Here is a 21,742-nt window from a genome sequence, read left to right as displayed (position 1 = left end):
CGGTCAGGCGCCGTGCCAGGAGCGCCACAGGGACGCGTACGGCCCGCCGGCCCGCACCAGCTCGTCGTGGCCGCCCAGCTCGATGATCCGGCCGCCGTCCATGACCGCCACCCGGTCGGCGTCGTGCGAGGTCTGCAGCCGGTGCGCGATCGCGATGACCGTACGGTCGTGCAGCACCGCCGCCAGCGCGCGTTCCGCGGCCCGGGCGGCCGTGGGGTCCAGCAGCGCGGTGGCCTCGTCGAGGATGACGGTGTGCGGGTCGGCGAGCACCACCCGGGCCAGCGCGAGCTGCTGGGCCTGGCCGCCGTCGGGCGGATGCTCGCCGAGGTCGCGGTCCAGGTCGTCGGCCCAGTCCGCGCCGACCGTCCGCAGGGCCCGCCGCAGCACGTCGTCCGGGGCGGCCACCATCAGGTTCTCCCGCAGCGACTCGCGGAAGACGTGGTGCTCCTGCGTCACCAGCACCACCTGCCGGCGCAGCTCGTCCGGGGGCAGGTCGGCGATGGGGACGCCGCCCACGGTCACCGATCCGGCGTCCGGGCGGTCCACCCCGGCGAGCAACCGGGCCAGGGTCGACTTGCCGGCCCCGGACAGACCGACGATGGCCAGCCGTTCTCCCGGCCGTACGGTCAGCTCCACGTCGTGCAGGACGTCCTGGCCAGAGTCGTACGCGTAGCGCACGCCCCGCACCTCGATCCGGTCGCCGTCGGGCGGCCGGGTCGCCCGGACGCCGTCGGCCGGCACCGCGGCCAGGCCCTCGACCCGGGCGAAGGAGGCGCCGCTGCTCTGCAGCTGCTCGATCCACAGCATGATGTTGTCGAGTGGCCCGGCCAGCTGCCGCAGGTACAGCAGCGCCGCGGCGACCGTGCCGAGCGTGACGGCGCCGGTGAAGTACAGCCGGCCGCCGATCAGCAGCACCAGCACCACCGGCAGCACGTACGAGATCTCCACCAGCGGGAAGAACACCGACCGCAGCCCCAGCGTGGCCAGCCGGGTCCGCCGGGTCTCGGCGATCGCCGCGTGGCCCCGGGCCAGTCGGCGTTCCCGCAGGTCGAAGGCTTCGATGGTGCGGGCGCCGGCGGTCGTCGCGGCCAGCTCGTCGGCCATCACCGAGTTGGCCGCGCCCTCCCGCAGGTACGCGTCCGGGGCCCGGCGCAGGTACCACCGGGTGACGAACCAGATGCCGGTGAAGCCGAGCAGGCCGGCCGCCCCGAGCGGCGGGCTCAGCACCACGACCGCGGTGACGATCAGCAGCATCTGCACGACGGAGACGAACATCTCCGGCAGGACATCGCGCAGGGTGGTCGCGACGAGGTCCACATCGGTGGTGCCGCGGGCGGTCAGGTCCCCGGCCGGCACCCGCTCGACCACCGCGGCGGGCAGGTTCAGCGAGCGGCGCAGGAAGTCCTCGCGGATCCGGGCGGCGGTGCGCTCGCCGAAGCGGTAGCCGACCGTCAGCGCGTACCGGGACAGCAGCAGCTGCGTGACCGCGCAGGCCAGCACCGCCACGGCGAGCCGGTCCACCCGGCCCGCGCCCGGCCCGGTGGTGACGGTGTCGATGATCCGGCCGAGCAGCCACGGGCCGGCCAGGCCGGCCAGCGCGGCCAGGGTGTTGAGGACGATCAGCACCGCGACGGCGCGGCGGTCGGCGCCGACCAGGCGCAGGGCGGCCCGGGACACCAGCCGCCGGTCCGCGACCGGCAGGACGGCGCTCACGCCTCCTCGCCGAACACGCGGGCGACCAGGCGCTGGTAGCCCGGGACCACGGCGAGCAGTTCCCGGTGCGATCCGCTGGCCGCCACCCGCCCGTCGACCAGGTAGTGCACGACGTCGGCGCGGTCGAGCAGGGCCGGCGACGTGGTGGCCACGACCGTGCCGCGGCCGTCGCGGGCCGCGCCGAGCCGCCCGGCGATCGCCGCCTCGGTGTGCGCGTCGACCGCCGAGGTGGGGTCGGCGGCCAGCAGCATCTCCGGCTCCTGGTAGAGCGCCCGGGCCAGCCGGACCCGTTGCCGCTGGCCGCCGGAGAGGTTCCGGCCGCCCCATTCGACCGGGTGGTCCGGCGCGCCGACGTCGTGCGCCGCCGCGGCCTCGACCGCCGCGTGGAACCGCTCGTCGTGCGGGGAGTTGCGGCCGGCGACCACCTCGCGCAGCGGGTCGGCGAACAGGTCGGCCTCGTGCTCGGCGACCAGGATCCGCGCCCGCACCTCCTCCCGGGTGATCCGGTCCAGCCGCACGCCGCCCCAGGTCGCGTCGGTCGGGCCGTACCGGCCCAGGCGTTCGAGCACGGCGTGCGTGTCGGCCGGGCGGGCCCCGGCGAGCGCGGTCAGCCGGCCCGGCTCGGCCGACACCCCGGAGACCGGATCGTGCAGCACCGCCGGCCGCTCCGGGGCCGGCACGCCCGGGGCCTCGTCCGGCGGCAGGCTCAGGAACGCGACCACGTGCCGGGCGGCCACCAGCCCGCGGGTGATGTCGAAGCCACAGAAGATCATCACGTTGACCGGGATGACCAGCATGGCGGTGTAGCCGTACACGCCGATCAGCTCGCCGGCGGTCAGCTCGCCCGCGGCCGCCTGCCGCGCGGCCAGCCAGATCACCACCGCCAGGAAGATGCCCGGCAGGCCCTCGCCGAGCGCGCCGACCCAGCTGCTCACCCGGCCCACCCGGTAGCCCAGGTCGCGCAGCTCGGCCGAGTGCCGCCGGTACCGGGCCAGGTGGCTGTCCTTGCCGCCGAGTCCGTTGAGGATCCGCAGCCCGCCGATCACGTCGACGAGCTGCGCGGCCAGGCCGCCCTGGCGCTTGCGGTACCGCGCGCCGGCCGCCTGCACCCGGACCAGCAACGGGCCCACCGCCAGGGCGAGGACCGGCACGCCGGCCAGGACCACGACGGCCAGCAGCGGCGAGGTGCGGAACAGCAGCACGGCCACCACCGCGTACGCGAGCACGCTGGCCACCCCGACACCGCCCACGTTCATCGCCCGCCCGATGGTCCACACGTCGGCGATGCCGATGGTGACCACCTCGCCGGAGGTGACCCGCCGGGGCAGCGCGGCGCCGAGCCGGGTGGCGTGCGTCATCACCGCGTCGGCGGTGCGCAGCGCGGCGGCCAGCCGCAGCTTCGTCATGGACCGGTGGCGCATGATGCCCAGCCCCGCGCTGGCCGAGCCGACCAGCAACACCGCCGCGGTCCAGGCCAGCAGCGCGCCCGGCCGGCGCGGCGCGAGGCCGCGGTCGATGGCCTGGGACAGCAGGTACGGCGTGAAGGCCAGGCTGGTGAACCACAGCGAGCCGAACATGGCCCCGAGCAGCACCCGGCCCTTCAGGTGCCGGGCGAGCCACCAGAGGTAACGTGCGGGTCCCCGTATGTCCACGCGCACCATGCTGCCTGATGCCCCGTGGCGGGCCGCAAAGCATTATCCGGCTGCGGGCCGGCGGACAGTGAGGTGGTGGTCAAGGTGTCGGCTCCGGTACGGGCGGCGCTCGTCGTGCTGCTGCTCGTGGCGCTGCTGGTGGCGGCGGGGTGGCTGCTGCAACGACGGCTGATCTACTTCCCGGACCGGTCGGCGCCCCGCCTCGGCGCCGGCGTCCAGGAGGTCTCACTGCCCACCGTGGACGGGCTGACCCTGGGCGCCTGGCTGGTCAGGCCCCCGCCCGGCACGCCCGACCGGCGGGTGGCGGTGCTGGTCGCGCACGGCAACGCGGGGAACCGCCAGGGGCGGCTGCCGCTCGCCGCCGCGCTGGCCGGCCGGGGTCTCACCGTGCTGCTCACCGACTATCGCGGCTACGGCGGCAACCCCGGCGACCCGAGCGAGCGGGGCCTGGCCCGCGACGCCGACGCGGCCCGCGCGTACCTGATCGACCGGGCCGGCTTCCCCGCCGAGCGGCTGGTCTACTTCGGCGAGAGCCTGGGCGCGGCGGTGGCGACCGCGCTCGCGGTCCGGCATCCGCCGGCCGCGCTGGTGCTGCGGTCGCCCTTCACCGACCTGCCGGCGGCGGGCCGCGAGCACTACCCGTTCCTGCCGGTCCGGCTGCTCCTGCGCGACCGGTTCCCCGTCGGCGACCTCGTCGCCCGGGTCACCGCGGCCACCCTGGTCGTCTACGGCACGGCCGACACGGTCGTCCCGCCGGCCCAGAGCCTCGCCGTGGCCGGGCGGGCCGCCGGGCCCGTCCGGGTGGTCGCGGTCGCCGGCGCCGATCACAACGACGCGGCGCTGCTCGACGGGCGGCAGCTCGTCGATGCGGTCGCCGAGCTCGCGGCGGGTGTCCGGTGACGGCGTTCGCGCTCCCGGAGCGGCGGGCCGGTCGTATCCTCACCGCCATGACGAAGACGCAGACCCACACGCTCGCCGCGCCCGGCGCCGACGTGGTCTATGACGTCCGCGGTCCGCTGCCGCCGGCCGCTGGGCTTCCCCCGCTGCTCATGATCGGTCAGCCGATGACGGCGGAGGGTTTCACCGCCCTCGCCGGCCACTTCACGGACCGCACGGTCGTCACCTACGACCCCCGGGGGCTGGGCCGCAGCGTTCGCCGGGACGGCCGCTCCGACCACACCCCGCAGCAGCAGGCGGCCGACCTGCACCTGCTGATCGAGGAGCTGGGCGCCGGCCCGGTCGACCTGTTCGCCAGCAGCGGCGGTGCGGTGACCGCGCTCGAACTGGTCGCCGCGCACCCCGGCGACGTGCGCACGCTGGTGGCCCACGAGCCGCCGATCAACGCGGCGCTCCCCGACGCGGTCGGCGCCGACCGGGCCCGGGCCGCCTTCCACGAGGCGTACCAGGCGCGGGGCTTCGGCGCGGGCATGGCCGCGTTCATCGCGATGACGTCCTGGACGGGCGAGTTCACCGACGCCTACTTCGCCCAGCCCGCGCCCGACCCGGCCGCGTACGGCATGCCGGCCGACGACGACGGCAAACGCGACGACCCGCTGCTGTCGAAAAGCTCGTGGGCGGTCACCGACTACCGTCCCGACGTGGCCGCGCTGACCGCGGCGCCGACCCGGATCGTCATCGCGGTGGGTGAGGAGTCGGCGCAGCTCTACACCGGGCGCGCAGCCCTTGGAGTGGCCGCGCTGCTCGGCCAGGAGGCCACGGTGTTCCCGAGCCACCACGGCGGCTTCCTCGGCGGCCAGTTCGGCTACGCGGGCAAGCCGGAGGAGTTCGCCGCGAAGCTGCGCGAGGTGCTGGACGCGGCTTGACGGCCGCAGCGGGCGGGCGAGCATCGCGGGCCGGTGACGGTGACCCGGAATTCCCTGTCGGGCCGCGGCCGGGGCGGCTAGGGTCGGCCGGTACCGAACCCTCGAGGAGCTGAGGCATGCCCGGTCGTCCGAGCACGCGCTGACGTCAGAGGCCGCCACCGGCGGCCTGTCATCGCGTGCTGCCTCCCGCGCGGGCGGCACAGCGGCAACCCGAGGGATCGCCATGCCGTTCGCTGCCTCCCGTCCGCCCCGGCCCGGTCCGCCGGCCCTCTGGCGCGACGCCGACTTCCGCCGGCTCTGGTCCGGCCAGACCGCCTCCCAGCTGGGTGAGCACGCCGGCCTGGTGGTGCTGCCGCTGATCGCCGTTCTCGGCCTGCACGCCGGCGCCGGCGAGCTGGGCGTCCTGCGGGCGGTGGGTCAGGCGCCGGTCCTGATGCTGTCGCTGCTGGCCGGCGCGTGGGTGGACCGGTGGCGGACCCGGACCGTGATGGCGCTGGCCGACCTGGGGCGCGCCCTGGCGCTGGGTGCGGCCGCGGTGGCCGTCGGGCTGGGCGGCGCGGGGCTGCCGCTGCTGTTCGTGGTCGCCTTCGCGGTCGGCGCGCTGTCGGTGTTCTTCGACGTGGCCTATCAGGCCTCCCTCGTCCGGCTGCTCCGGCGCGATCAGCTGCCCGGCGGCAACAGCTTGATCGAGGGCAGCCGGTCCGCGGCCCAGCTGGGCGGGCCCGCGCTCGGCGGGGCGCTGGTGTCCGTGCTGGCCGCGCCGGCGGCCGTCGCCTCCGGGGCGGTGTTCTTCGTGCTGTCCTTCGTGTCCATCGCGCGGATCCGCGGCGAGGCCAGGCCGGAGCATCCGGGCCGGCGCCCGCGGACGTGGCGGCAGATCCGCGCGGGAGTGGGCTTCGTCGCGGGCGACCCGGCGCTGCGGGTAGTGTGCCTCGCCTCGGCCGCGTACCAGTTCTTCTTCGCCGCGACGATGACCGCCTACCTGGTCTTCCTTCCCCGGGAGCTGCACCTGTCGGGGGCCGCCGTCGGGCTGGCGCTCGCCGCGACCGGGCCCGGGGCGCTGGCCGGCTCGCTGCTCGCGGCCCGGCTGCCGGGCCGGTTCGGCTACGGCGTGGTGCTGGTCGCCGCGGCCGCGATCGGCGACGGCGTGCTGCTGTGCGTGCCCGCGCTGCACGGCTCCCCGGCGGTGACGCTGCCCGCGCTGGTCGCGATCAACTTCGTCTTCGCGGCCTTCGGTCAGCTGGTCAACGTCACCGTCATGGTGATCCGGCAGGCGGTCACGCCGGCCGGGATGCAGGGCCGGGCGGCCGCCACGATCACCTTCGCGGGCATGGGGCTGATGCCGTTCGGCTCAGTGCTCGGCGGCGTCCTCGCGCAGGGCTGGGGGCTGCGGGCCGCCCTGCTGGTGACGGCCGCCGGCATGATGCTGTCGCCCCTGCTGATGGCGTTCTCGCCGCTGGCCCGGCTGGGACGCGACCTACCCGGGCCCGCGGGCTCGAGCGCCGGGGCTACGGCAGGCACTTCATCCCGGTGATGCCGTTGGACAGCTCGGTGCCGGCCTTGCTGAGCACCCGTACCGAGTTGATGTCCCCGGTGTACGCGACCTCGCCCGCCGCGTCGCACAGCTGCTGGCCGGTGGCGGTGTCCTCATCGGCCAGCACGGTGCCGACCACGACCGTCGTGCACTGCCCCTCCACGGTCACCTTGTCGACGTCGTCGCTGTTCAGATGCTTGGTGACCGCCGCGGCGACGTCGCCGCAGCCCTCGTCGGCCGGGGTGGCCGTCGTCGTCGGGGCCGGCAGGAAATCGGCGCCGGAGGGCCGGTCCGGGGCGTCGTCGGCGCAGCCGGACAGGACGGCGCCGCCGAGGATCAGGACGGCGGCGAGCGCCGAGGCGCGGGGCAGGAAGGTCACAGCGGCACGTCCCGTTCGAAGAATTCAATAGAGTGAAGCTCTACGCAATAGTGCCAGAGCCGGGCCCGCGAGTCGATTGATCGCCCACTGACAATTTCGGCCGGGGGGTTTCATCGATCCCGATCGTCACGCAGAATGACTCCGGGGACACTATGAGTGAAAAAGTTCTGCCGACGCAGGTGCTGACCGAGATCGACAGTTCGGTGCGCGAGACTCGCCTGAAGGGTGTGGGCGAGCTGGAGCGGCTCACGAACGGCGCCGATCTCGCCGTTGCCGCTGCCGCCCGGCGCACGCTGATGCGACTGACCCAGGAGGACAGTCGCAGTGTCGCCGCTGCGGCCGCCGCCGCGATGGAACGGACCGCGCTGCGCCTCAACCCGGACCAGGTGCACTTCGGGGAGGTGGCCCGCGGCACCCCGCAGCTGCTCGCCGACGTGCTCGTCGAGGGACCGCCGCTGGCCACCGCCGCCGCCGTCACCGTCTCCGGGCCCGGCCTGCGGGCCGCGCTGTCCGGCCGCCGGCTGCGGATCGCGTGGACGCCGGCGTCCGACTGGCTGGACGGCACCGTCACCGTGCGCGGCCCGGCCGGCTGGGCCGACGTCCGCGTCACCGGGCAGGTAGCCGAGCCCGTGCCGGTGCCCGCCTTCGGCGAGGAGCCGCCCGGCGTGGGCGCGGAGACCACGACACGGATGACTGTGCTTCCGGCCCCGGCCGCGCCGGGGCAGCGCCGCGGGCCGTTGCTGCTGGCCGCGCTGGCCGCCGGCGTGCTGCTCGGCGGAGCGGGCGTCGCCGTCGCCCTGACCAGGGGCGACGAGCCGGTCCCACCACCGGCGGCCGCGCTCGCGCCGGCCCCGTCGGCCGCCACCGGTACGACGGCAGCCACCACCGCCGCGCCCGCCCCGACCGCCGTGGCCCGCGTCCCCCTCGCCCTGAGCGTCGCGAGCCTGCCCAAGCCGGCCGTGGTCGGCACCATCCGGGTCGGCGACGAGCCGGAAGGCGTCGCGGTCTCCCCCGACAGCCGCACGGTGTACGTGGCCAACCAGAGCTCCCGGATCCTGTCCGTCGTGGACGTGGCCAGCGCGCGGGTGGCCCAGGTGCGGCTGCGCAACACCCCCCGCTTCGTCGCCACCTCACGCGACGGGCGGCTGGTCTTCGTCTCCATGTACGAGCCGGACAAGTCCGGCAGCGGCGTGGCCGTGGTGGACGCCGCCACCCGCAAGGTGCTGCGGTACATGCACACCGGGGTCCAGCCGTACACGCTGGCGGTCGGGCCGGACGGCCGCGTCTGGGTGCCGATCCACAGCGAGCGCCGGCTGGAGGTCTACGGCTCGGACGGCTACCGGTCGCGCGGCCGGATCCTGGTGCCGCCCAATCCGCACGCGGTCGCCTTCTCCGAGCCGCTCCAGCGGGCCTACACGCCGAACCACGAGTCGAACGCGGTCGCCGTCATCGACACGCGTACCAACCGGATGCTCAGGTCCGTGCCGGTGAGCAAGGCGCCGCACAGCGTCGCGGTCTCCCCGGACGGCCGGACCGTCCTGGTCGCGGGGTACGAGGCCGACACGGCCGACCTGCTGGACGCGGCCACCCTGCGGCGCACCGGGCCCATCGCGGTCGGCAAGCAGCCGCAGAGCGTCGCCTTCGCCACCGACGGCCGGCACGCGTATGTGGTCAACGAGGGTGGCAACTCGGTGTCCGTGCTGGACGGCCGTACCGGCGCGGTGACCGCGACGGTTCCGGTGGGCGGCAGCCCGCGCACCATCGCGGTGTCGCCCGACGGCAGCCTGGCGTACGTCTCCAACGGCGCCGACGACACCATCTCCGTCCTGCGGACCGCGTCGTGACCACCGCGGCGTGGTTCGCCCTGGGCATCGCCGTGTTCGGGGCGATCTGCTACGCCGCCGGCTCGATCCTGCAGGCCGTCGGGGCCCGGCGCAGCACCACCACCGTGCGCGCCCTGGGCCATCCGCTCTACCTGATCGGCGTCGGCCTGGACATCCTCTCCTTCGTCGGGTCGATGGTCGCGCTCCGCGAGCTGGCGGTGTACCTGGTCGAGTCGGTGCTGGCCAGCTCGCTCGCGATCACCGTGGTGGCCGCCCGGATCTTCCTCAGGGCCCGGCTGCGCACCCGGGACCTGGTCGCCGTCGTGGTCTCCGTCGGCGCGCTGACCGTGCTGGCCATGTCGGCCGGGCCGCAGGAGGAGGTGGCCGCCTCGACCGGGCTGCGGCTGGCCCTGTGCTCGGCCGCCGCCGGCCTCGCGGTGATCGGCTGGGCCACGGCCCGGATCAGCGGCTCCCCCGGCGCCGTCGCGGCCCTGGCCGGGCTGTCGCTCGGCGGGGCGGCGCTGGCCGGTCGCGCCCTGCCCATGCAGGATCCGGCCGCCCTGGTGACCGAGCCGCTGCTCTGGGCGCTGATCGTGTTCGCCGTCGGCGGGATGCTGCTCTACACCCACGCGTTGCAGCACGGCGCGGTCGGGCCGGTGACCGCGGTGCTGTGGATCGCGGAGGTCATCGCGCCGTCCGCCGTCGCGCTGCTGGTGCTCGGCGACGCCGTACGTCCCGGCTGGGAGCTGCCGGCCCTGGTTGCGGGCCTGGTCACCGTCGGCATGGCTGTGCTGCTGGCCGGCGCCTCGGCCCAGGAGCAGCCCACCGGACCGGAAGCCATCGAGGCGGCGCCCGCGCCCCTGGCGATCGCCGCCGCGGCGCAACCCGCGCCCGAGCCGCACGCCGAGCGGGTCATCTGGTGGGGCGCGCCGCCGATCTGGAAGCCGCCGCAGCGGGCGGCGGCAGCGGAGCCCATGGCCCAGCTGGGCTGGTATCCGCCGCCGCGCGTCGCGCCGATCTGGACGCAGCCGCGCCGGCCCGACCGGGACGCGGTGCCGGCCCGCGCCGCGGAGCCGGCCGCACCCCGGCAACGACCGTGGTACGACGTGACGGAACCGGCCGAGGCCGAGCCCCCGGTCACGAGGCAATGGTGACCACCCGGGCCCACTCCGGCGGGCGACGCGGCACGTACCGGGAGCCCTCGTCCCACGACTCCTCCCGCCGGCCCCGGGAGAACAGGCCCACCACCGTCCGGCAGGCCGGCTGAGCCACCGGCCACGGCGTCTGCCCGTCGGTCAGGATCACCACGACGTCCGGCCGCGGCGTCGTGCGCAGCGCCCGGGCGAAACCCGCCCGCATGTCCGTGCCCCCGCCGCCGAGCAGCGGGATCGCCTCGGCCCGGCACAACGTGTGCACGATGCGGGGCGCCGCGTCGCACGGGAGCACGGTGACCAGGTCGCGGCGGCCGCCGACGGCCGAGGCGATCGCGGCGACCTCGAGCAGGGCGCTGCCGAGCTCGGCGTCGCTCACCGAGCCGGACGTGTCGACGACCACCGAGACCCGGGGCGGGCGGCGGCGCAGGGCGGGCAGGACGACGCCGGGCAGGCCCGCGGACCGGCGCGCCGGGCGGCCGTACGAGTAGTCGTCGCCCGCCCCCGAGCCGGAGACCGCCGACCGGATCGCCGCGCCCAGCAGGTCCCGCCACGGCTGCGGCGGGTGGCACACGTCCTCGGCCCAGCGCCGCCAGCCGCGGGAGGCGTCACCCGGCCGGCCGGTGATGCCCTGCGCCACCCGGAACCGGACCGCGTCCTGTTCCTGCTGGCTGAGACCGTCCGCGCCGTCGGGCCCCAGGTCCCACTCCCGGTCCAGCCCGTCGGCGCCGCTGCCGCAGTCGAGCCAGGCCAGGGCCCGCGGCCCCGAGCCCAGGCCGATCCGGCCCAGATAGTCCTCCATCAGCTGGTGCTCCGGCAGGCGCAGCATCGCCGGGTGCACCACGCCGGCCGGCCGGGCCAGCCCGTCGCCGTACACGTCGTCGTTGATCTCGAAGTCGCCGGCGATGTTCATCCGCAGCCGCTCCCCCGGCCCGGCGGGGCCGTGCGCGGCGGCGTACCGGTCGCTGCGGCCGTGATGGTCGCGCAGCAGGTGGGCGGCCTCGTGAACCCACACGCCGGCCAGTTCCTCCACCGGCGTCCGGGCCACGAACGCCGGCGAGACGTAACACCGCCAGTACCGGTCGACGGCCATCGTGGGCACGGCCCGTGACTCCACCACGCGCAGGGCGAACAGCGCCGTCGCCAGGTACGGCCGGGCCCGGACGGCCTGCAGCCGGGCCGCGTACAGCTTGTCCCGGTCCAGGATCATCGGCCGCTCGCGACCGCGACGCGGGCGCCGGCCCGGTCCGCCCGCCGGGAGACCGCCACCGCACCGGCGAGCCGGTCGATCGCCGCCGGCACGTCCCAGTCGTCGCGGCGCAGGGCGGCGAGCGCGCCGGCGGGCGCCACCACGAGGTCCGGCGGCCCCGTCTCCAGCGCGCGCACCAACACGGCCCAGGCCGCGTCCCAACGACCTCGCTCCGGCCGCTTGCGCACCGCCTCGACCACCCCGTCGAGCACCATCCCGCGCAGGTCGCCGCGCTCGGGCAGCGCGGCCGCCGCCGGGTCGGCCAACACCGTCTCGGGATCGGGCAGGTCCATCCGGTCCAGGAAGGCCAGCAGTTCGAGGCCCGGGCCGTCGCCGACCGTGCCGCGGACCAGCATGGACAGCACCTCGCGGGAGGCGCCCGCGGCGGTGGCGAACGCGGTGAGCGACAGCGCCATCTCCCAGCTGCGGGGCGAGGGCCACGGGCCGCCCCGGCGGAGTTCGCCGGCCGGCAGCTGATGCACCAGCGCGGGCCGGCCGGTGAGGAACCCGCACACCGCCCGGCGGGCGTACGCGACGGCCCCGGCCGCCAGCGCCGGGTCGAGCTCCGGCAGCGCGGGCCGTGGCCACGTCCCGCCGAGCCCGCGGACGACGACGTCGTGATCGTGCCGCCACTGCAGGTGCACGAAGCGGTTGGCCAGTGGCGGGCTCAGCTCCCAGCCGTCGGCCGCCGAGGAGCGGGGATTCGCGGCGGCCACGATGCGCACCCCGGGCGGCAGCCGCAGCGCGCCGACCCGGCGCTCCAGCACCAGCCGCAGCAGCGCCGCCTGCACGGCCGGCGGCGCGGTGGAGAGCTCGTCGAGAAAGAGCAGGCCGCGCCCCTGTTGGACGATCCGGACGGCCCAGTCCGGCGGCGCCATCGGGACACCCTGGACGGCCGGGTCGGCGCCGACCACGGGCAGGCCGGAGAAGTCGGACGGCTCGTGCACGCTGGCGATGACGGTGGTCAGCGGCAGGCCGAGGGAGGCGGCGAGCTGCTGCAGCGCGGCGGTCTTGCCGATGCCCGGCTCGCCCCAGAGCAGGACGGGCAGGTCCGCTGCCACGGCCAGGGTCAGCGCGTCCAGCTGCAGGTCGGCGCGGGGTTCGGTGGTGGTGTCGCGGAGCCGGCCGAGCAGGTCGGCGGCGACGTCGAGCGGGGTGCGGACAGCAGAGGGCATGGTGATCACCTTGGGGAGAGTGGGCGAGCAGGGGGTCAGCGGGTGGCGGCGTGCCGCGGGTGGCCACGGTGCTGGTTGCGCCGGTCCCGGTCGGTCGGCAGCGGCCCGCGACCGGTCAGCCCGGCCCGGAAGAGCCCGTACGAGAGCTGCCGCAGCACCGCGGTCTCCAGCTCGTCGCGCAGGCCGCCGCGCAGGGCCGCGTCCGGCCCGAGCAGCGCCTCGACGACGGCCAGGGCCCCGGCCGCGTCGCCGTGATCGAGCCGGGCGCGGACGTCGTCCAGCTCCGCCGGGCCCCGGTGGGCCTCGTCGATCGCCCGCAGGCAGGCCACCGGGGTGCCGGTCAGGGCGGCCAGCAGCTGCTCGCGGCGGATCTCGTCCGGGCCGTGGTCCAGGGCGGTCAGCACCCCGTCGACCAGGCCGATCCGGTGCACCACGCCCCGGCATTCCACCCGGCGGGGACCGGCTCCGGGACGCGGCGCGCAAGCCGGGCCGGGCCCGGCGCGGCCGGGAGCGAGCGCCGCCGCGACCAGCGGGTGCAGCCGGTCCGGGGAGATGAGCCCGGCCCGCAGCAGCGCGAGGTCGGGCGATTCCCAGGTTGCCGCGTGGGGCAGCAACCGGCAGCGCGGCCAACCAGCCCCGCACGGGGCCCGGCCCGATCCGCAGCGTTCCGGCCGCGGTGAGTTCCAGCATCGACGCGCGCCGGCCACCGAACCGGACCGTCACCGCGCCGGGCGGCTGGCCCTCGGCCCGGAGCAGGATGGCGGCCTCGGCGGCCCAGCGGCCGGCGGCGCAGCCCGGTGGCACGCCCGGCGGCCGGCCGTCCTCATCGTCCACTGCGGACCTCGCGGCCAGCTCCGGGGAGCGGCGCGCGTCCCACAGGTGCCGGTGCAGGTCCAGCCGGAACCGCCGGTCCGGCCGCGGGGAGCCGGGATCGGCCCGGTCCCACACCGCCAGGCTGAACCGCTGGCCGGCGTCCGCCCAGGCCGGTGGCGTGCGGGCGACCAGGTGCAGGTCGCCGCGGCCGTACCGGGCCAGGGAGATGGTCAGACCGGGGCGCAGCAGCCCGTCCGGCGCGATCCGGGGCAGGTGCCAGCGCAGCAGGTCGGGGGCGAGGTGGCGGAGATCCGCACGGATCCGGGCGGCGAGCTCCGCGCCATGGGTACGGGCCAGCGCCCGCGGACTCAGCTCGACGTCGACCCGGGCCGCGGCGCACGCCGCCGCCCAGTCACCCCGGGCCCGGTGGGCGGTCGCGGACTCGATCATCGGGAGCGGCACGGCGAACTCGCGCACGCGCCGCCAGAGGCAGAGACGGGATCCACCGTCGGCGTTCGGGGAGCGCATCAGCACTCACCTTGACCGGACGGGACCCCCAATCGCACCGAGGAGGTATTCATCGCGACGGACCGTACCACCGCTTCGGCCGGCGGCGGAGCGGGTTTTCACGGCCGGCAGCGCCGCTCCACGGCCCGTACGAACAGGCCGGCCGCCTCGGGCACGACGTCGACGAAGTAGGACGGCTCGAACACCTCCACCTCGATGAGCTGCGGATCGCCGCCCTGCCGCGACGCGATGTCGACCCGGGCGTAGAGCGGCCGCCCGGCGTCCGCGGCGAAGCCCCGGCGGGCCGCGATCCCGGCGAGGGCGGCGATGGTCGCGCGGCCCAGGTCGAGCTCCGCGGCGGACGGCTCGGCGCGGGTGATGACCTCGGTGTACTCGCCGCCGAGGTAACCGCCGCCGGGCGCCAGGATGGGCCCCTTGTGGCAGGCGTAGGCGTACTCGCCGTCGAGGAAGAACAGGGCGTTCTCGCCGTGCGCGACGACCTCCTCCACCGCCGGCTGGACCATCGCCGTCCGGCCCGTGGCGACGATGTGCGCCGCCAGCTTCGCGGCCCGGGGGTCGTCCGGCTCGAACAGCCCGGTGTCACGGGCGCCGGCCGACACCGACGGCTTCACCACCACCCGGCCGTGGGCCAGCGCGGCGAGCGCCGCCTGCGCCTCGGCGGGCGTCGTGCAGAACGCGTACGGCACGCACGGCACGTCCAGGGCGCGGAAGTCGTCGAGGTAGCGCTTGTCGATGTTCCAGTGGATCAGCTCGGGCGCGTTGAGGATGCGGGTGCTCCCGGCCACGCGGGCCAGCCAGCCGGTGAACTCGGCGTACCGCTCGGGGTAGTCCCACGGCGACCGGATCACCAGCAGGTCGAAGGCCGCCCAGTCGACCGCCGGGTCGTGCCAGACCGGGGCCGAGGCCCGGAAGCCGGCCTCGGTGAGGGCCCGCAGCAGCACGGCGGTGTCCGGGTCGTGCTCACGCACGAGCGCGGTGTCGGTGGTGACCAGGCCGACGGTGGTGGTCATCCGCGCCTCACCCGAAGCCGGCGACGGGCCGGGGCCGGTAGCCGTGCTCGAGGAGCTTGCGCTCCTGGTCGGTGAGGGTCAGCGCCACCGCGGCGACCGCGTCGTCGAGGTGGTGCGGCTTGGTCGCGCCGACGATCGGGGCCGTCACGGCCGGGTGGCCCGCCACCCAGGCCAGCGCGATCTGCGCGCGCGGGACACCGCGCTGCTCCGCCACCGTGGCCACCGCGTCGACGATCTGCCGGTCGTTCTCCTCGGCGCCCGCGTACAGGGTCTTGCCGAACTCGTCCGTGCCGGAGCGGGCGGTGTCCTGCTGCCAGTCGCGGGTCAGCTTGCCGCGGGCCAGCGGGCTCCACGGGATCACCGCGATGCCCTGGTCGGCGCAGAGCGGCAGCATCTCCCGCTCCTCCTCGCGGTAGAGCAGGTTGTAGTGGTTCTGCATGGACACGAACCTGGTCCAGCCATGGCGGTCGGCCAGGTACAGCGCCTGGGCGAACTGCCAGGCCCACATCGACGAGGCGCCGAGGTAGCGCACCTTGCCGGCCTTGACCAGGTCGTGCAGCGCCTCGAGGGTCTCCTCGATCGGGGTGGCCGGGTCCAGCCGGTGGATCTGGTAGAGGTCGACGTAGTCGGTGCCGAGCCGGCGCAGGCTGTTGTCGATCTCCGTCATGATGTGCTTGCGGGACAGGCCGGCGCCGTTGGGACCGGGCCGCATCCGGCCGTGCACCTTGGTCGCGATCACCACGTCCTCGCGGTCGGCGAAGTCCTTCAGCGCGCGGCCGAGGATCTCCTCGCTGGTGCCGTCGGAGTAGACGTTGGCCGTGTCGAAGAAGGTGACGCCCAGCTCCAGCGCCTGCCGGATGAACGGCCGGGCCTGTTCCTCCGGCAGCGACCACGGGTGCGGGCCGCGGTCGGGGGCGCCGTAGCTCATCGCGCCGAGGCAGAGGCGGGAGACCCGCAGGCCGGTCGAGCCGAGGTTCACGTAGTCCACTCGTGCATTCTCCGGTGATCTACCACCCGGTCAAGCACGCATGACCGTGGCGATGGGGATCCCCGCCGCCCGCAGCGCCGGGATGAAGCCGCCGAGGAGGCCGGCGACCAGGCCCGCGATGATGCCGGCGATCCCCGCCTCCCACGGGAACTGCAGGTCCCGCAGGAACGGCTCGGAGTCGCCGACCAGCACGGAGACGGCGCGCAGGCCGGCCGCGCTGAGCCCGATCGCCACCGCGGCGGTGAACAGCCCGGTGAGCAACGTCTCGGCGAGCACGATGCCGGCCAGCAGCATCCTCGGGGTGCCCACGGCCCGGCGCAGCGCGAACTCCTCGACCCGCTCCCCCACGGTGGCCAGGCCGACGTTGAGGATGCCGGCCACGCCGATGAGCAGGACCAGGCCGGCCATCGCCAGGAAGACCAGGCGCAGCAGCTTGAGCTGGCTCTCCATCTGCTTCTTGGCGTCCACGGTCTCGGTCCAGGTCTCCGCGCCGATGCCCTTGAGCTTGGCGGTGAGCACCTGCTCGACCGGGCTGCCCGGGGACACCAGCACCTGCATCTCGCCCCCGGAGTTGGGGTCGGCCAGGCCGGTCTCGGGCAGCCAGGTGGTCAGCTCGTCCAGCCGTACGTAGGCGCGCGGCTGGGCGTCGCCGTCGTCGACCACCCCGACGAACTGCGGGGTGACGTTGGCCGCCGCGCCGCCGATGCGCATCTCGGCCGGCACCTGGTACCGCTCGAAGCCCTTCGCGGCCTCGCGGTTGACCACGATCCGCGGCGCCATCGCCGGCACCGTGGTGAAGTCGAGCCACTGCCCGGTACGCGGCCGCAGCGGCCGGAACGGGCGGACGTCGCCGGTCATCGCGGTCAGCCGGACCTCGACCGCCTGACCCTTCGGCTGGGCGTCGGCGGGCTGGCACGGCCCGTTGCCGTAGCAGACCACGCCGCCGCCCCAGTCCTCGTCGAACGGCGAGGCGCCCGGGTTGACCGGGGCCACGTTGGGCTCGCCGATGATCGCCTGGACGCCGAGCATGGCCACCGCGTCGGACCGCTCGTGCAGCGTGTCGAGCACGATCCCGGTGGCCTTGGGCTGCATCTGCAGGTTGATGATGGTGGTGCCGTCGACGGCCGAGGTGAGCTCGATGTCCGACAGCAGCGCCTTGTCGGCGATGCTGGCGCCGGCCTGCACGACGACCACGGCCAGCACGCCGAGGAAGAGGCTCACCATCGACAGCAGCGTGCGCATCTTGCGGGCCCGGATGCCCTGGAGCCCGATGATCAGCGCCGAGCGGAGCCGGCCGGACAGCCGCCTCACGCGGGCACCCGCTCGGTGAGGACGCCGTCGACCAGGTCGAGCGTGCGGCCCATCCGGGCCGCGTGGTCCCGGTCGTGGGTGACCAGCACCAGCCCGCAGCCGCGCTCGGTCGCGCCCAGCAGGGCGTCGATCACGGCGGTGCCGGTCTCGGTGTCCAGCGCGCCGGTCGGTTCGTCGGCGAGCAGCACCCGGGGCTCGCGGACCAGGGCCCGGGCGATCGCCACCCGCTGCTGCTCGCCGCCGGACATCCGGGCCGGCCGGTTCTTCGCCAGGTGCGCGATGCCGACCTGGTCGAGCGCCTGCAGCACCCGGGCCCGGCGCTCCCGCCGGGGCAGCCAGCCCTGGCCGTTGACCAGCGCCATGGCCACGTTCTGGGCCGCGGTCAGGTGCTTGAGCAGGAAGAAGCGCTGGAACACGAAGCCGAAGTGCGAGCTGCGCAGCTTCGCGGCCTTGCGCTCGGGCAGCCGGCTGATGTCCTCGCCGGCGAGCAGGTAGCTGCCCTCGTCGGGGCGGTCGAACAGGCCCAGGACGCTGAGCAGGGTGCTCTTGCCGGAGCCGGAACGCCCGACGATCGCCACGCTCTCGCCCGGCTGCACGGTCAGGTTCACGCCGGCCAGGATGGTGCGGGGTTCCTGCTGACCCTTGAGGACCTTGGTGATGCCGGTCAGCTCGATCAGCGCGCTCATCCCACGGCCCCGGACGGCTGGTCGCCGGGGTTCGGGTTCTCGGGCGCGGCCGGCAGGTTGGGGCCGGGGATCGCCACGGTCTCGTCGCCCTGCAGACCCTTCTTGATCTCCACGACCTTGCCGTCGGTGAGCCCGAGCACCACGTCGACCGTCTTGCGGACCCGGTCCGGCCCGACCACGTCGACCTTGCCCCGGCCCTGGCTGCCGGCGATCGCCTCGACCGGCAGCACCAGCACGTCGTCGGCCTTGTCGGTGACCATGTCCAGGGTCACCGCGGCGCCGTTGATGAGCTTGACACCCTTGGCGGCGGTGCAGACCAGCCGCAGGCCGGTCGGCTCGGAGCCCTCGGCCCCGCCGGCCGGCGGCTCGGGCGCCGGCTCCGTCTTGGGGTCGCCGGTGGCGCCCGGCGACGGCGTGACCGGCGGCGGCTCGGGAATGGTCCCGGCCGGCAGGGCGGCGATGGTGCCCAGCGGCTTGCAGGGGAACGGGCCCGGGCCGTTCTTGATCTGGCCCTGGACGGACTTGGCCGAGCCGGAGATCCGGTACGCCAGCGCGCTGTCGATGTCGGCGACGACCGCGTACCCCGCGCGCTTGGCCGAGATGACCGGCATCCCGGCGGTGACCGTGGTCCGGTCGTCGAGCAGCCGGCCGGCGAGGATCGAGTTCTTCGGCATGAGCACCTTGTGCGGCGTGCCGTGGTCCCAGACCGTGGCCACCCAGGTCGCCTGGGTGCTGGCCGTGGTCGACGGTTGGCGCTGCACGTACCGCAGCTCGCCGTCGACCGGCGCGACGATGCCGTAGACCGGGTTGATCGCGACCTTGCCGTTGAGGCTGATCCGGTTGGTGAGGTCCTGCCGGGTCGGCTTGACCGTGGTCAGCACGGTGCCGCGCGGCTCCAGCCCGGGTGTCTGCGCCTCGTCGGAGGAGTCCGAGCAGCCGGCCAGGGCCGCCACGATGGACAGTCCCGCGAGCACGCTCGGCAGCAGCCTGCGTCCGTCCACCGGTTCCCCTTAGCTGTTCGTCTGGACACCTCGGCCGCCCGGAGATGACCCTCGATCCGAACGGCGCTCGCAGACGGTACATCGGCGTCGCAAGCCGCCGGCGGCCCGGAAAACGGTGCCTGCAACATCTTGCTGCAAGTTAACGAAAACTCTTGCTAAGGACTTCGTTCCGTCATCGACAGGCAACGATCGGTGTCCAAGATGGCTCCCGTCGCACACAACGGGAGGACGAACATGCGCAGCAGATGGACCGCGCTACTGGGCTTGCTGGTGGTGCTGGGCGGGGTGACCGGAGGGCCGCCGCCGGCGCACGCCGACCCCGGCAAGGTCGATCCCCGGGTACGGGCCCAGCTCGCCGGCGGCGCCACGGCCACCTTCTGGGTGACCCTCGATGCGCCGCCCGACCCGGCGCGAGGGACCGACGTCTTCCGCGCCAGAACCGCCCAGGCCGAGCAGAGCCAGGCCGGGCTCCGCCGCTACCTGCGGAAACAGCGGGCGGATTTCACTCCTTTCTGGATCGTCGACACGATCCGGGTGACCGGGAACGCGGAGTTGGCGGCCGCGATCGCCGCCCGGCCCGACGTCAGCGCGGTGCTGCCCGACCGGAGCGTGCCGGCGCCGCGGCCCGCGCCGGGCACGGCCGTGGCCGCGACCGGCGACGCCGAGTGGAACATCGACCGGATCGGCGCACCGCGGGTCTGGTCCGACCTCGCCGACGACGGCGCCGGCATCGTCGTGGCCAACATCGACACCGGGGTGCAGGCCGACCACCCGGCGCTGGCCGCGAGCTACCGGGGCCGGGCGGCCGACGGCAGCGTCACGCACGACTACAACTGGTTCGACCCGACGGGCCTGTGCCCCGGCGCGGGGCCCTGCGACACCGACGGGCACGGCACGCACACCATGGGCACCATGGTCGGCCGCGCGGACGGGGCGGGCATCGGCGTCGCGCCGGGCGCCCGCTGGATCGCCGCGAAGGGCTGCGAGTCGTCCAGTTGCTCGGCGGCCGCCCTGCTCGCCGCCGGGCAGTGGATCCTGGCGCCGACCGACAGCGCCGGGCGGAACCCGCGCCCGGACCTCGCCCCGGACGTCGTCAACAACTCCTGGGGCGGCGCCGGCTTCGACCCCTGGTACCAGCAGATCGTGGCCGCGTGGGTGGCCGCGGGGATCTTCCCGGCCTTCTCGGCGGGCAACACCGGGCCGGCGTGCGCGACCGGCGGCACCCCGGGTGTCTACGCCGCGTCGTACGCGTCGGGCGCCCTCGACCGCAACGACACCGCCGCCGCCTTCTCCAGCCGGGGCGGCGGCGAGAACGGCGAGACCAAGCCGGACGTCGCGGCGCCGGGCGTCGACGTGCGCTCCAGCGTCCCCGGCGGTTACGCCGTCCTCAGCGGGACGTCGATGGCCTCGCCGCACACCGCCGGCACGGTGGCCCTGCTGTGGTCCAAGGTCCCCGCCCTGCGGCACGACGTCGCGGCCACCCGGCAGATCCTCGACGCCACGGCCGTGGACACCGCCGACTCCTCGTGCGGCGGCGACCCGGAGGACAACAACGTGTACGGCGAGGGCCGGCTGGACGCGTACGCGGCGGTCTCCCGGGCGCTGCACCCGCCGCCGCGGGCCACCCTGAGCGGCTCGGTCACCGGGCCGGACGGGCCGGTGGCCGGCGCGAGCGTCGTGCTCAGGGGCGCCGGCGCGGCCACCCGGACCGACGCCGACGGCCGTTACCGGCTGACCGCGCCGCAGGGGGCCTACGTGCTGCGGGTTGTCCCGGTCGAGGGGTGCCTGGGGGCGGCGGAACGCCGGCTGGAGCTCAGCGGCGAGACCCGGGCCGATGTCGCGCTGGCGCCGCGGACGGACGCCGCCGGCCACACCTGCGCGCCGGTCGCCGCCGCCTACCGGGCAGGCGCCGAGCGGGTCGAGGTGAGCGGCGACGACGCGACCGCCGAGCTCACCCTGCCGTTCGCGTTCGACCATTACGGCGTACGCGCCACCCGGGTCTGGGTCAGCAGCAACGGCCTGCTGAGCTTCGGCGGCCCGGAGACGGGCTTCGCCAACCGCCCGGCGCCGGACCCCGCGGCCCCGAACGCGGCCCTGTACGCCCTGTGGGACGACCTGTTCATCGACGACCAGGCCGGCGTCTACACCAGCGCCGCCCCGGACTCGTTCGTCGTCGAGTGGCGCAACCTGGCCTTCTTCGCCGACCGCGGCCAGCGGGTGTCCTTCTCGGCCGAGCTGCGCCCGGACGGCTCCGTCACGTACGGCTACCGGGGCCTGACCGGAGACCTGGCCGACGGCCGCAGCGCGACCATCGGGATCGAGAGCGCCGACGGCCGCGACGGGCTCACCTTCGCCAGCGACACCGCCGGCGCCGTCCGGGAGGGCGCCGGGGTCGCGTTCCGTCCGCCGGCCGGCGGGGTCGTGCGGGCGACCTTCCACGTCACCGCGCAGACGACCTGGGGGCAGCAGGTGCTCGTGGTCGGCGACGTGCCGGCGCTCGGTGGCTGGGACCCGGCGCGCGGCCTGGCCCTGGACGCGAGCGGCTACCCGGTCTGGTCGGGCGGCACGGGCCTGCCGCCCGGCACGGCGGTGGCCTACAAGTACGTACTGCGCAATTCGGACGGATCGGTGACCTGGGAGGGCGGCGCGAACCGGACCACCGTCACGCCGCCGACCGGCATCTTCGAGGCGCACGACGTCTTCGGCGAGCACTGAGGCGGGCGTACCGCCGGGCCGGGGTCAGCCCGCGGAAAGCGGGCGATCCCGGCCGACCCGCGCCGGATTGCGTAGTTGGGCGCGGCCCTGCGCTCCTGATTCCGTTTCGGTCTTGCAAATTCCTTCGGATTCCCTTGTCTTTAGGTCTACCGCTATGTCAAGGTCCACCTCTTCGTGTGGGGGCTGTCACA

At 75.4% G+C, this 21,742-nt stretch carries 16 protein-coding genes and 1 pseudogene; 6 read left to right on the top strand and 11 right to left on the bottom strand.

The features are described from left to right. Positions 1 to 3: 3 nt before the first annotated feature. Entirely contained in the window at positions 4 to 1,713 is a 1,710-nt protein-coding gene (locus Ani05nite_RS29890) for an ABC transporter ATP-binding protein (protein WP_203773928.1), read from the bottom strand. Further along, the gene (locus Ani05nite_RS29885) at positions 1,710 to 3,290 is read right to left on the bottom strand and encodes an ABC transporter transmembrane domain-containing protein (RefSeq protein ID WP_203774042.1); all 1,581 of its coding nucleotides are present in this window, start codon (positions 3,288 to 3,290) and stop codon (positions 1,710 to 1,712) included. Before Ani05nite_RS29885 ends, Ani05nite_RS29890 begins: the two co-directional genes overlap by 4 nt. Positions 3,291 to 3,440: 150 nt before the next feature. On the opposite strand from Ani05nite_RS29885, the gene Ani05nite_RS29880 reads away from it, so the two are divergent. The 3 genes from Ani05nite_RS29880 to Ani05nite_RS29870 all read left to right on the top strand — a co-directional run bounded on the left by Ani05nite_RS29880 (position 3,441) and on the right by Ani05nite_RS29870 (position 6,722). Next, a complete protein-coding gene (locus tag Ani05nite_RS29880; RefSeq protein ID WP_239130753.1) occupies positions 3,441 to 4,265 on the top strand; it encodes an alpha/beta hydrolase in 825 nt (274 codons plus the stop codon). Positions 4,266 to 4,312: 47 nt separating this feature from the next. Beyond that, positions 4,313 to 5,188 carry an alpha/beta fold hydrolase gene (locus Ani05nite_RS29875; protein WP_203773926.1) on the top strand — a complete coding sequence of 292 codons (876 nt, stop codon included), beginning with the start codon at positions 4,313 to 4,315 and terminating at the stop codon, positions 5,186 to 5,188. A gap of 223 nt (positions 5,189 to 5,411) precedes the next feature. Continuing rightward, on the top strand, positions 5,412 to 6,722 hold the full coding sequence (locus Ani05nite_RS29870; RefSeq protein ID WP_203773924.1) for an MFS transporter: 1,311 nt from the start codon (positions 5,412 to 5,414) through the stop codon (positions 6,720 to 6,722). Here the strand turns inward: Ani05nite_RS29870 and Ani05nite_RS29865 are convergent. Beyond that, entirely contained in the window at positions 6,697 to 7,101 is a 405-nt protein-coding gene (locus tag Ani05nite_RS29865; RefSeq protein ID WP_203773922.1) for a hypothetical protein, read from the bottom strand. The two genes, Ani05nite_RS29870 and Ani05nite_RS29865, sit on opposite strands and share 26 nt — an antisense overlap. Before the next feature lie 152 nt (positions 7,102 to 7,253). On the opposite strand from Ani05nite_RS29865, the gene Ani05nite_RS29860 reads away from it, so the two are divergent. Beyond that, complete coding sequence (locus tag Ani05nite_RS29860; protein WP_203773920.1) at positions 7,254 to 8,945, top strand: beta-propeller fold lactonase family protein; 1,692 nt, start codon at positions 7,254 to 7,256, stop codon at positions 8,943 to 8,945. Next, on the top strand, positions 8,942 to 10,078 hold the full coding sequence (locus Ani05nite_RS29855) for a DMT family transporter (protein ID WP_203773918.1): 1,137 nt from the start codon (positions 8,942 to 8,944) through the stop codon (positions 10,076 to 10,078). Before Ani05nite_RS29860 ends, Ani05nite_RS29855 begins: the two co-directional genes overlap by 4 nt. Here the strand turns inward: Ani05nite_RS29855 and Ani05nite_RS29850 are convergent. The 8 genes and pseudogenes from Ani05nite_RS29850 to Ani05nite_RS29815 form a co-directional block, all read right to left on the bottom strand. After that, positions 10,062 to 11,285 (bottom strand): vWA domain-containing protein, encoded by a 1,224-nt coding sequence (locus Ani05nite_RS29850; protein WP_203773916.1) that lies wholly within the window; start codon positions 11,283 to 11,285, stop codon positions 10,062 to 10,064. The genes Ani05nite_RS29855 and Ani05nite_RS29850 overlap by 17 nt on opposite strands. After that, positions 11,282 to 12,499: an AAA family ATPase gene (locus Ani05nite_RS29845; protein WP_203773914.1), complete on the bottom strand. Its 1,218-nt coding sequence runs from the start codon at positions 12,497 to 12,499 to the stop codon at positions 11,282 to 11,284. Before Ani05nite_RS29845 ends, Ani05nite_RS29850 begins: the two co-directional genes overlap by 4 nt. A 35-nt stretch (positions 12,500 to 12,534) precedes the next feature. Further along, positions 12,535 to 13,840 (bottom strand): annotated as a pseudogene (locus Ani05nite_RS29840) (hypothetical protein). Positions 13,841 to 13,938: 98 nt separating this feature from the next. Next, complete coding sequence (locus Ani05nite_RS29835) at positions 13,939 to 14,850, bottom strand: ATP-grasp domain-containing protein (RefSeq protein ID WP_203773912.1); 912 nt, start codon at positions 14,848 to 14,850, stop codon at positions 13,939 to 13,941. A gap of 7 nt (positions 14,851 to 14,857) precedes the next feature. After that, on the bottom strand, positions 14,858 to 15,838 hold the full coding sequence (locus Ani05nite_RS29830) for an aldo/keto reductase (protein WP_203773910.1): 981 nt from the start codon (positions 15,836 to 15,838) through the stop codon (positions 14,858 to 14,860). Between the two features lie 30 nt (positions 15,839 to 15,868). After that, on the bottom strand, positions 15,869 to 17,149 hold the full coding sequence (locus tag Ani05nite_RS29825) for an ABC transporter permease (protein WP_203773908.1): 1,281 nt from the start codon (positions 17,147 to 17,149) through the stop codon (positions 15,869 to 15,871). Next, a complete protein-coding gene (locus tag Ani05nite_RS29820; RefSeq protein WP_203773906.1) occupies positions 17,146 to 17,835 on the bottom strand; it encodes an ABC transporter ATP-binding protein in 690 nt (229 codons plus the stop codon). The genes Ani05nite_RS29825 and Ani05nite_RS29820 overlap by 4 nt, the downstream gene beginning before the upstream one ends. Beyond that, positions 17,832 to 18,836 (bottom strand): efflux RND transporter periplasmic adaptor subunit, encoded by a 1,005-nt coding sequence (locus Ani05nite_RS29815; protein ID WP_239130752.1) that lies wholly within the window; start codon positions 18,834 to 18,836, stop codon positions 17,832 to 17,834. Before Ani05nite_RS29815 ends, Ani05nite_RS29820 begins: the two co-directional genes overlap by 4 nt. 234 nt (positions 18,837 to 19,070) lie before the next feature. On the opposite strand from Ani05nite_RS29815, the gene Ani05nite_RS42440 reads away from it, so the two are divergent. Then, the gene (locus Ani05nite_RS42440; RefSeq protein ID WP_203773904.1) at positions 19,071 to 21,551 is read left to right on the top strand and encodes a S8 family serine peptidase; all 2,481 of its coding nucleotides are present in this window, start codon (positions 19,071 to 19,073) and stop codon (positions 21,549 to 21,551) included. The last annotated feature ends 191 nt before the right edge of the window (positions 21,552 to 21,742 follow it).

The sequence above is a fragment of the Actinoplanes nipponensis genome (assembly GCF_016862275.1).
GTDB classification, from domain to species: domain Bacteria; phylum Actinomycetota; class Actinomycetes; order Mycobacteriales; family Micromonosporaceae; genus Actinoplanes; species Actinoplanes nipponensis.
The sequence above is the reverse complement of the archived record's forward strand: the minus strand, read 5'-3'. Positions and strand labels throughout refer to the sequence as shown.

What these genes read in the sequence shown, in the direction of transcription:
- Ani05nite_RS29885 (WP_203774042.1), bottom strand. Translation starts at nt 3,290, where the DNA reads ATGTTCGGCTCGCTGTGGTTCACCAGCCTGGCCTTCACGCCGTACCTG.
- Ani05nite_RS29875 (WP_203773926.1), top strand. Translation starts at nt 4,313, where the DNA reads ATGACGAAGACGCAGACCCACACGCTCGCCGCGCCCGGCGCCGACGTG.
- Ani05nite_RS29870 (WP_203773924.1), top strand. Translation starts at nt 5,412, where the DNA reads ATGCCGTTCGCTGCCTCCCGTCCGCCCCGGCCCGGTCCGCCGGCCCTC.
- Ani05nite_RS29860 (WP_203773920.1), top strand. Translation starts at nt 7,254, where the DNA reads ATGAGTGAAAAAGTTCTGCCGACGCAGGTGCTGACCGAGATCGACAGT.
- Ani05nite_RS29850 (WP_203773916.1), bottom strand. Translation starts at nt 11,285, where the DNA reads ATGATCCTGGACCGGGACAAGCTGTACGCGGCCCGGCTGCAGGCCGTC.
- Ani05nite_RS29845 (WP_203773914.1), bottom strand. Translation starts at nt 12,499, where the DNA reads ATGCCCTCTGCTGTCCGCACCCCGCTCGACGTCGCCGCCGACCTGCTC.
- Ani05nite_RS29835 (WP_203773912.1), bottom strand. Translation starts at nt 14,850, where the DNA reads ATGACCACCACCGTCGGCCTGGTCACCACCGACACCGCGCTCGTGCGT.
- Ani05nite_RS29820 (WP_203773906.1), bottom strand. Translation starts at nt 17,835, where the DNA reads ATGAGCGCGCTGATCGAGCTGACCGGCATCACCAAGGTCCTCAAGGGT.
- Ani05nite_RS42440 (WP_203773904.1), top strand. Translation starts at nt 19,071, where the DNA reads ATGCGCAGCAGATGGACCGCGCTACTGGGCTTGCTGGTGGTGCTGGGC.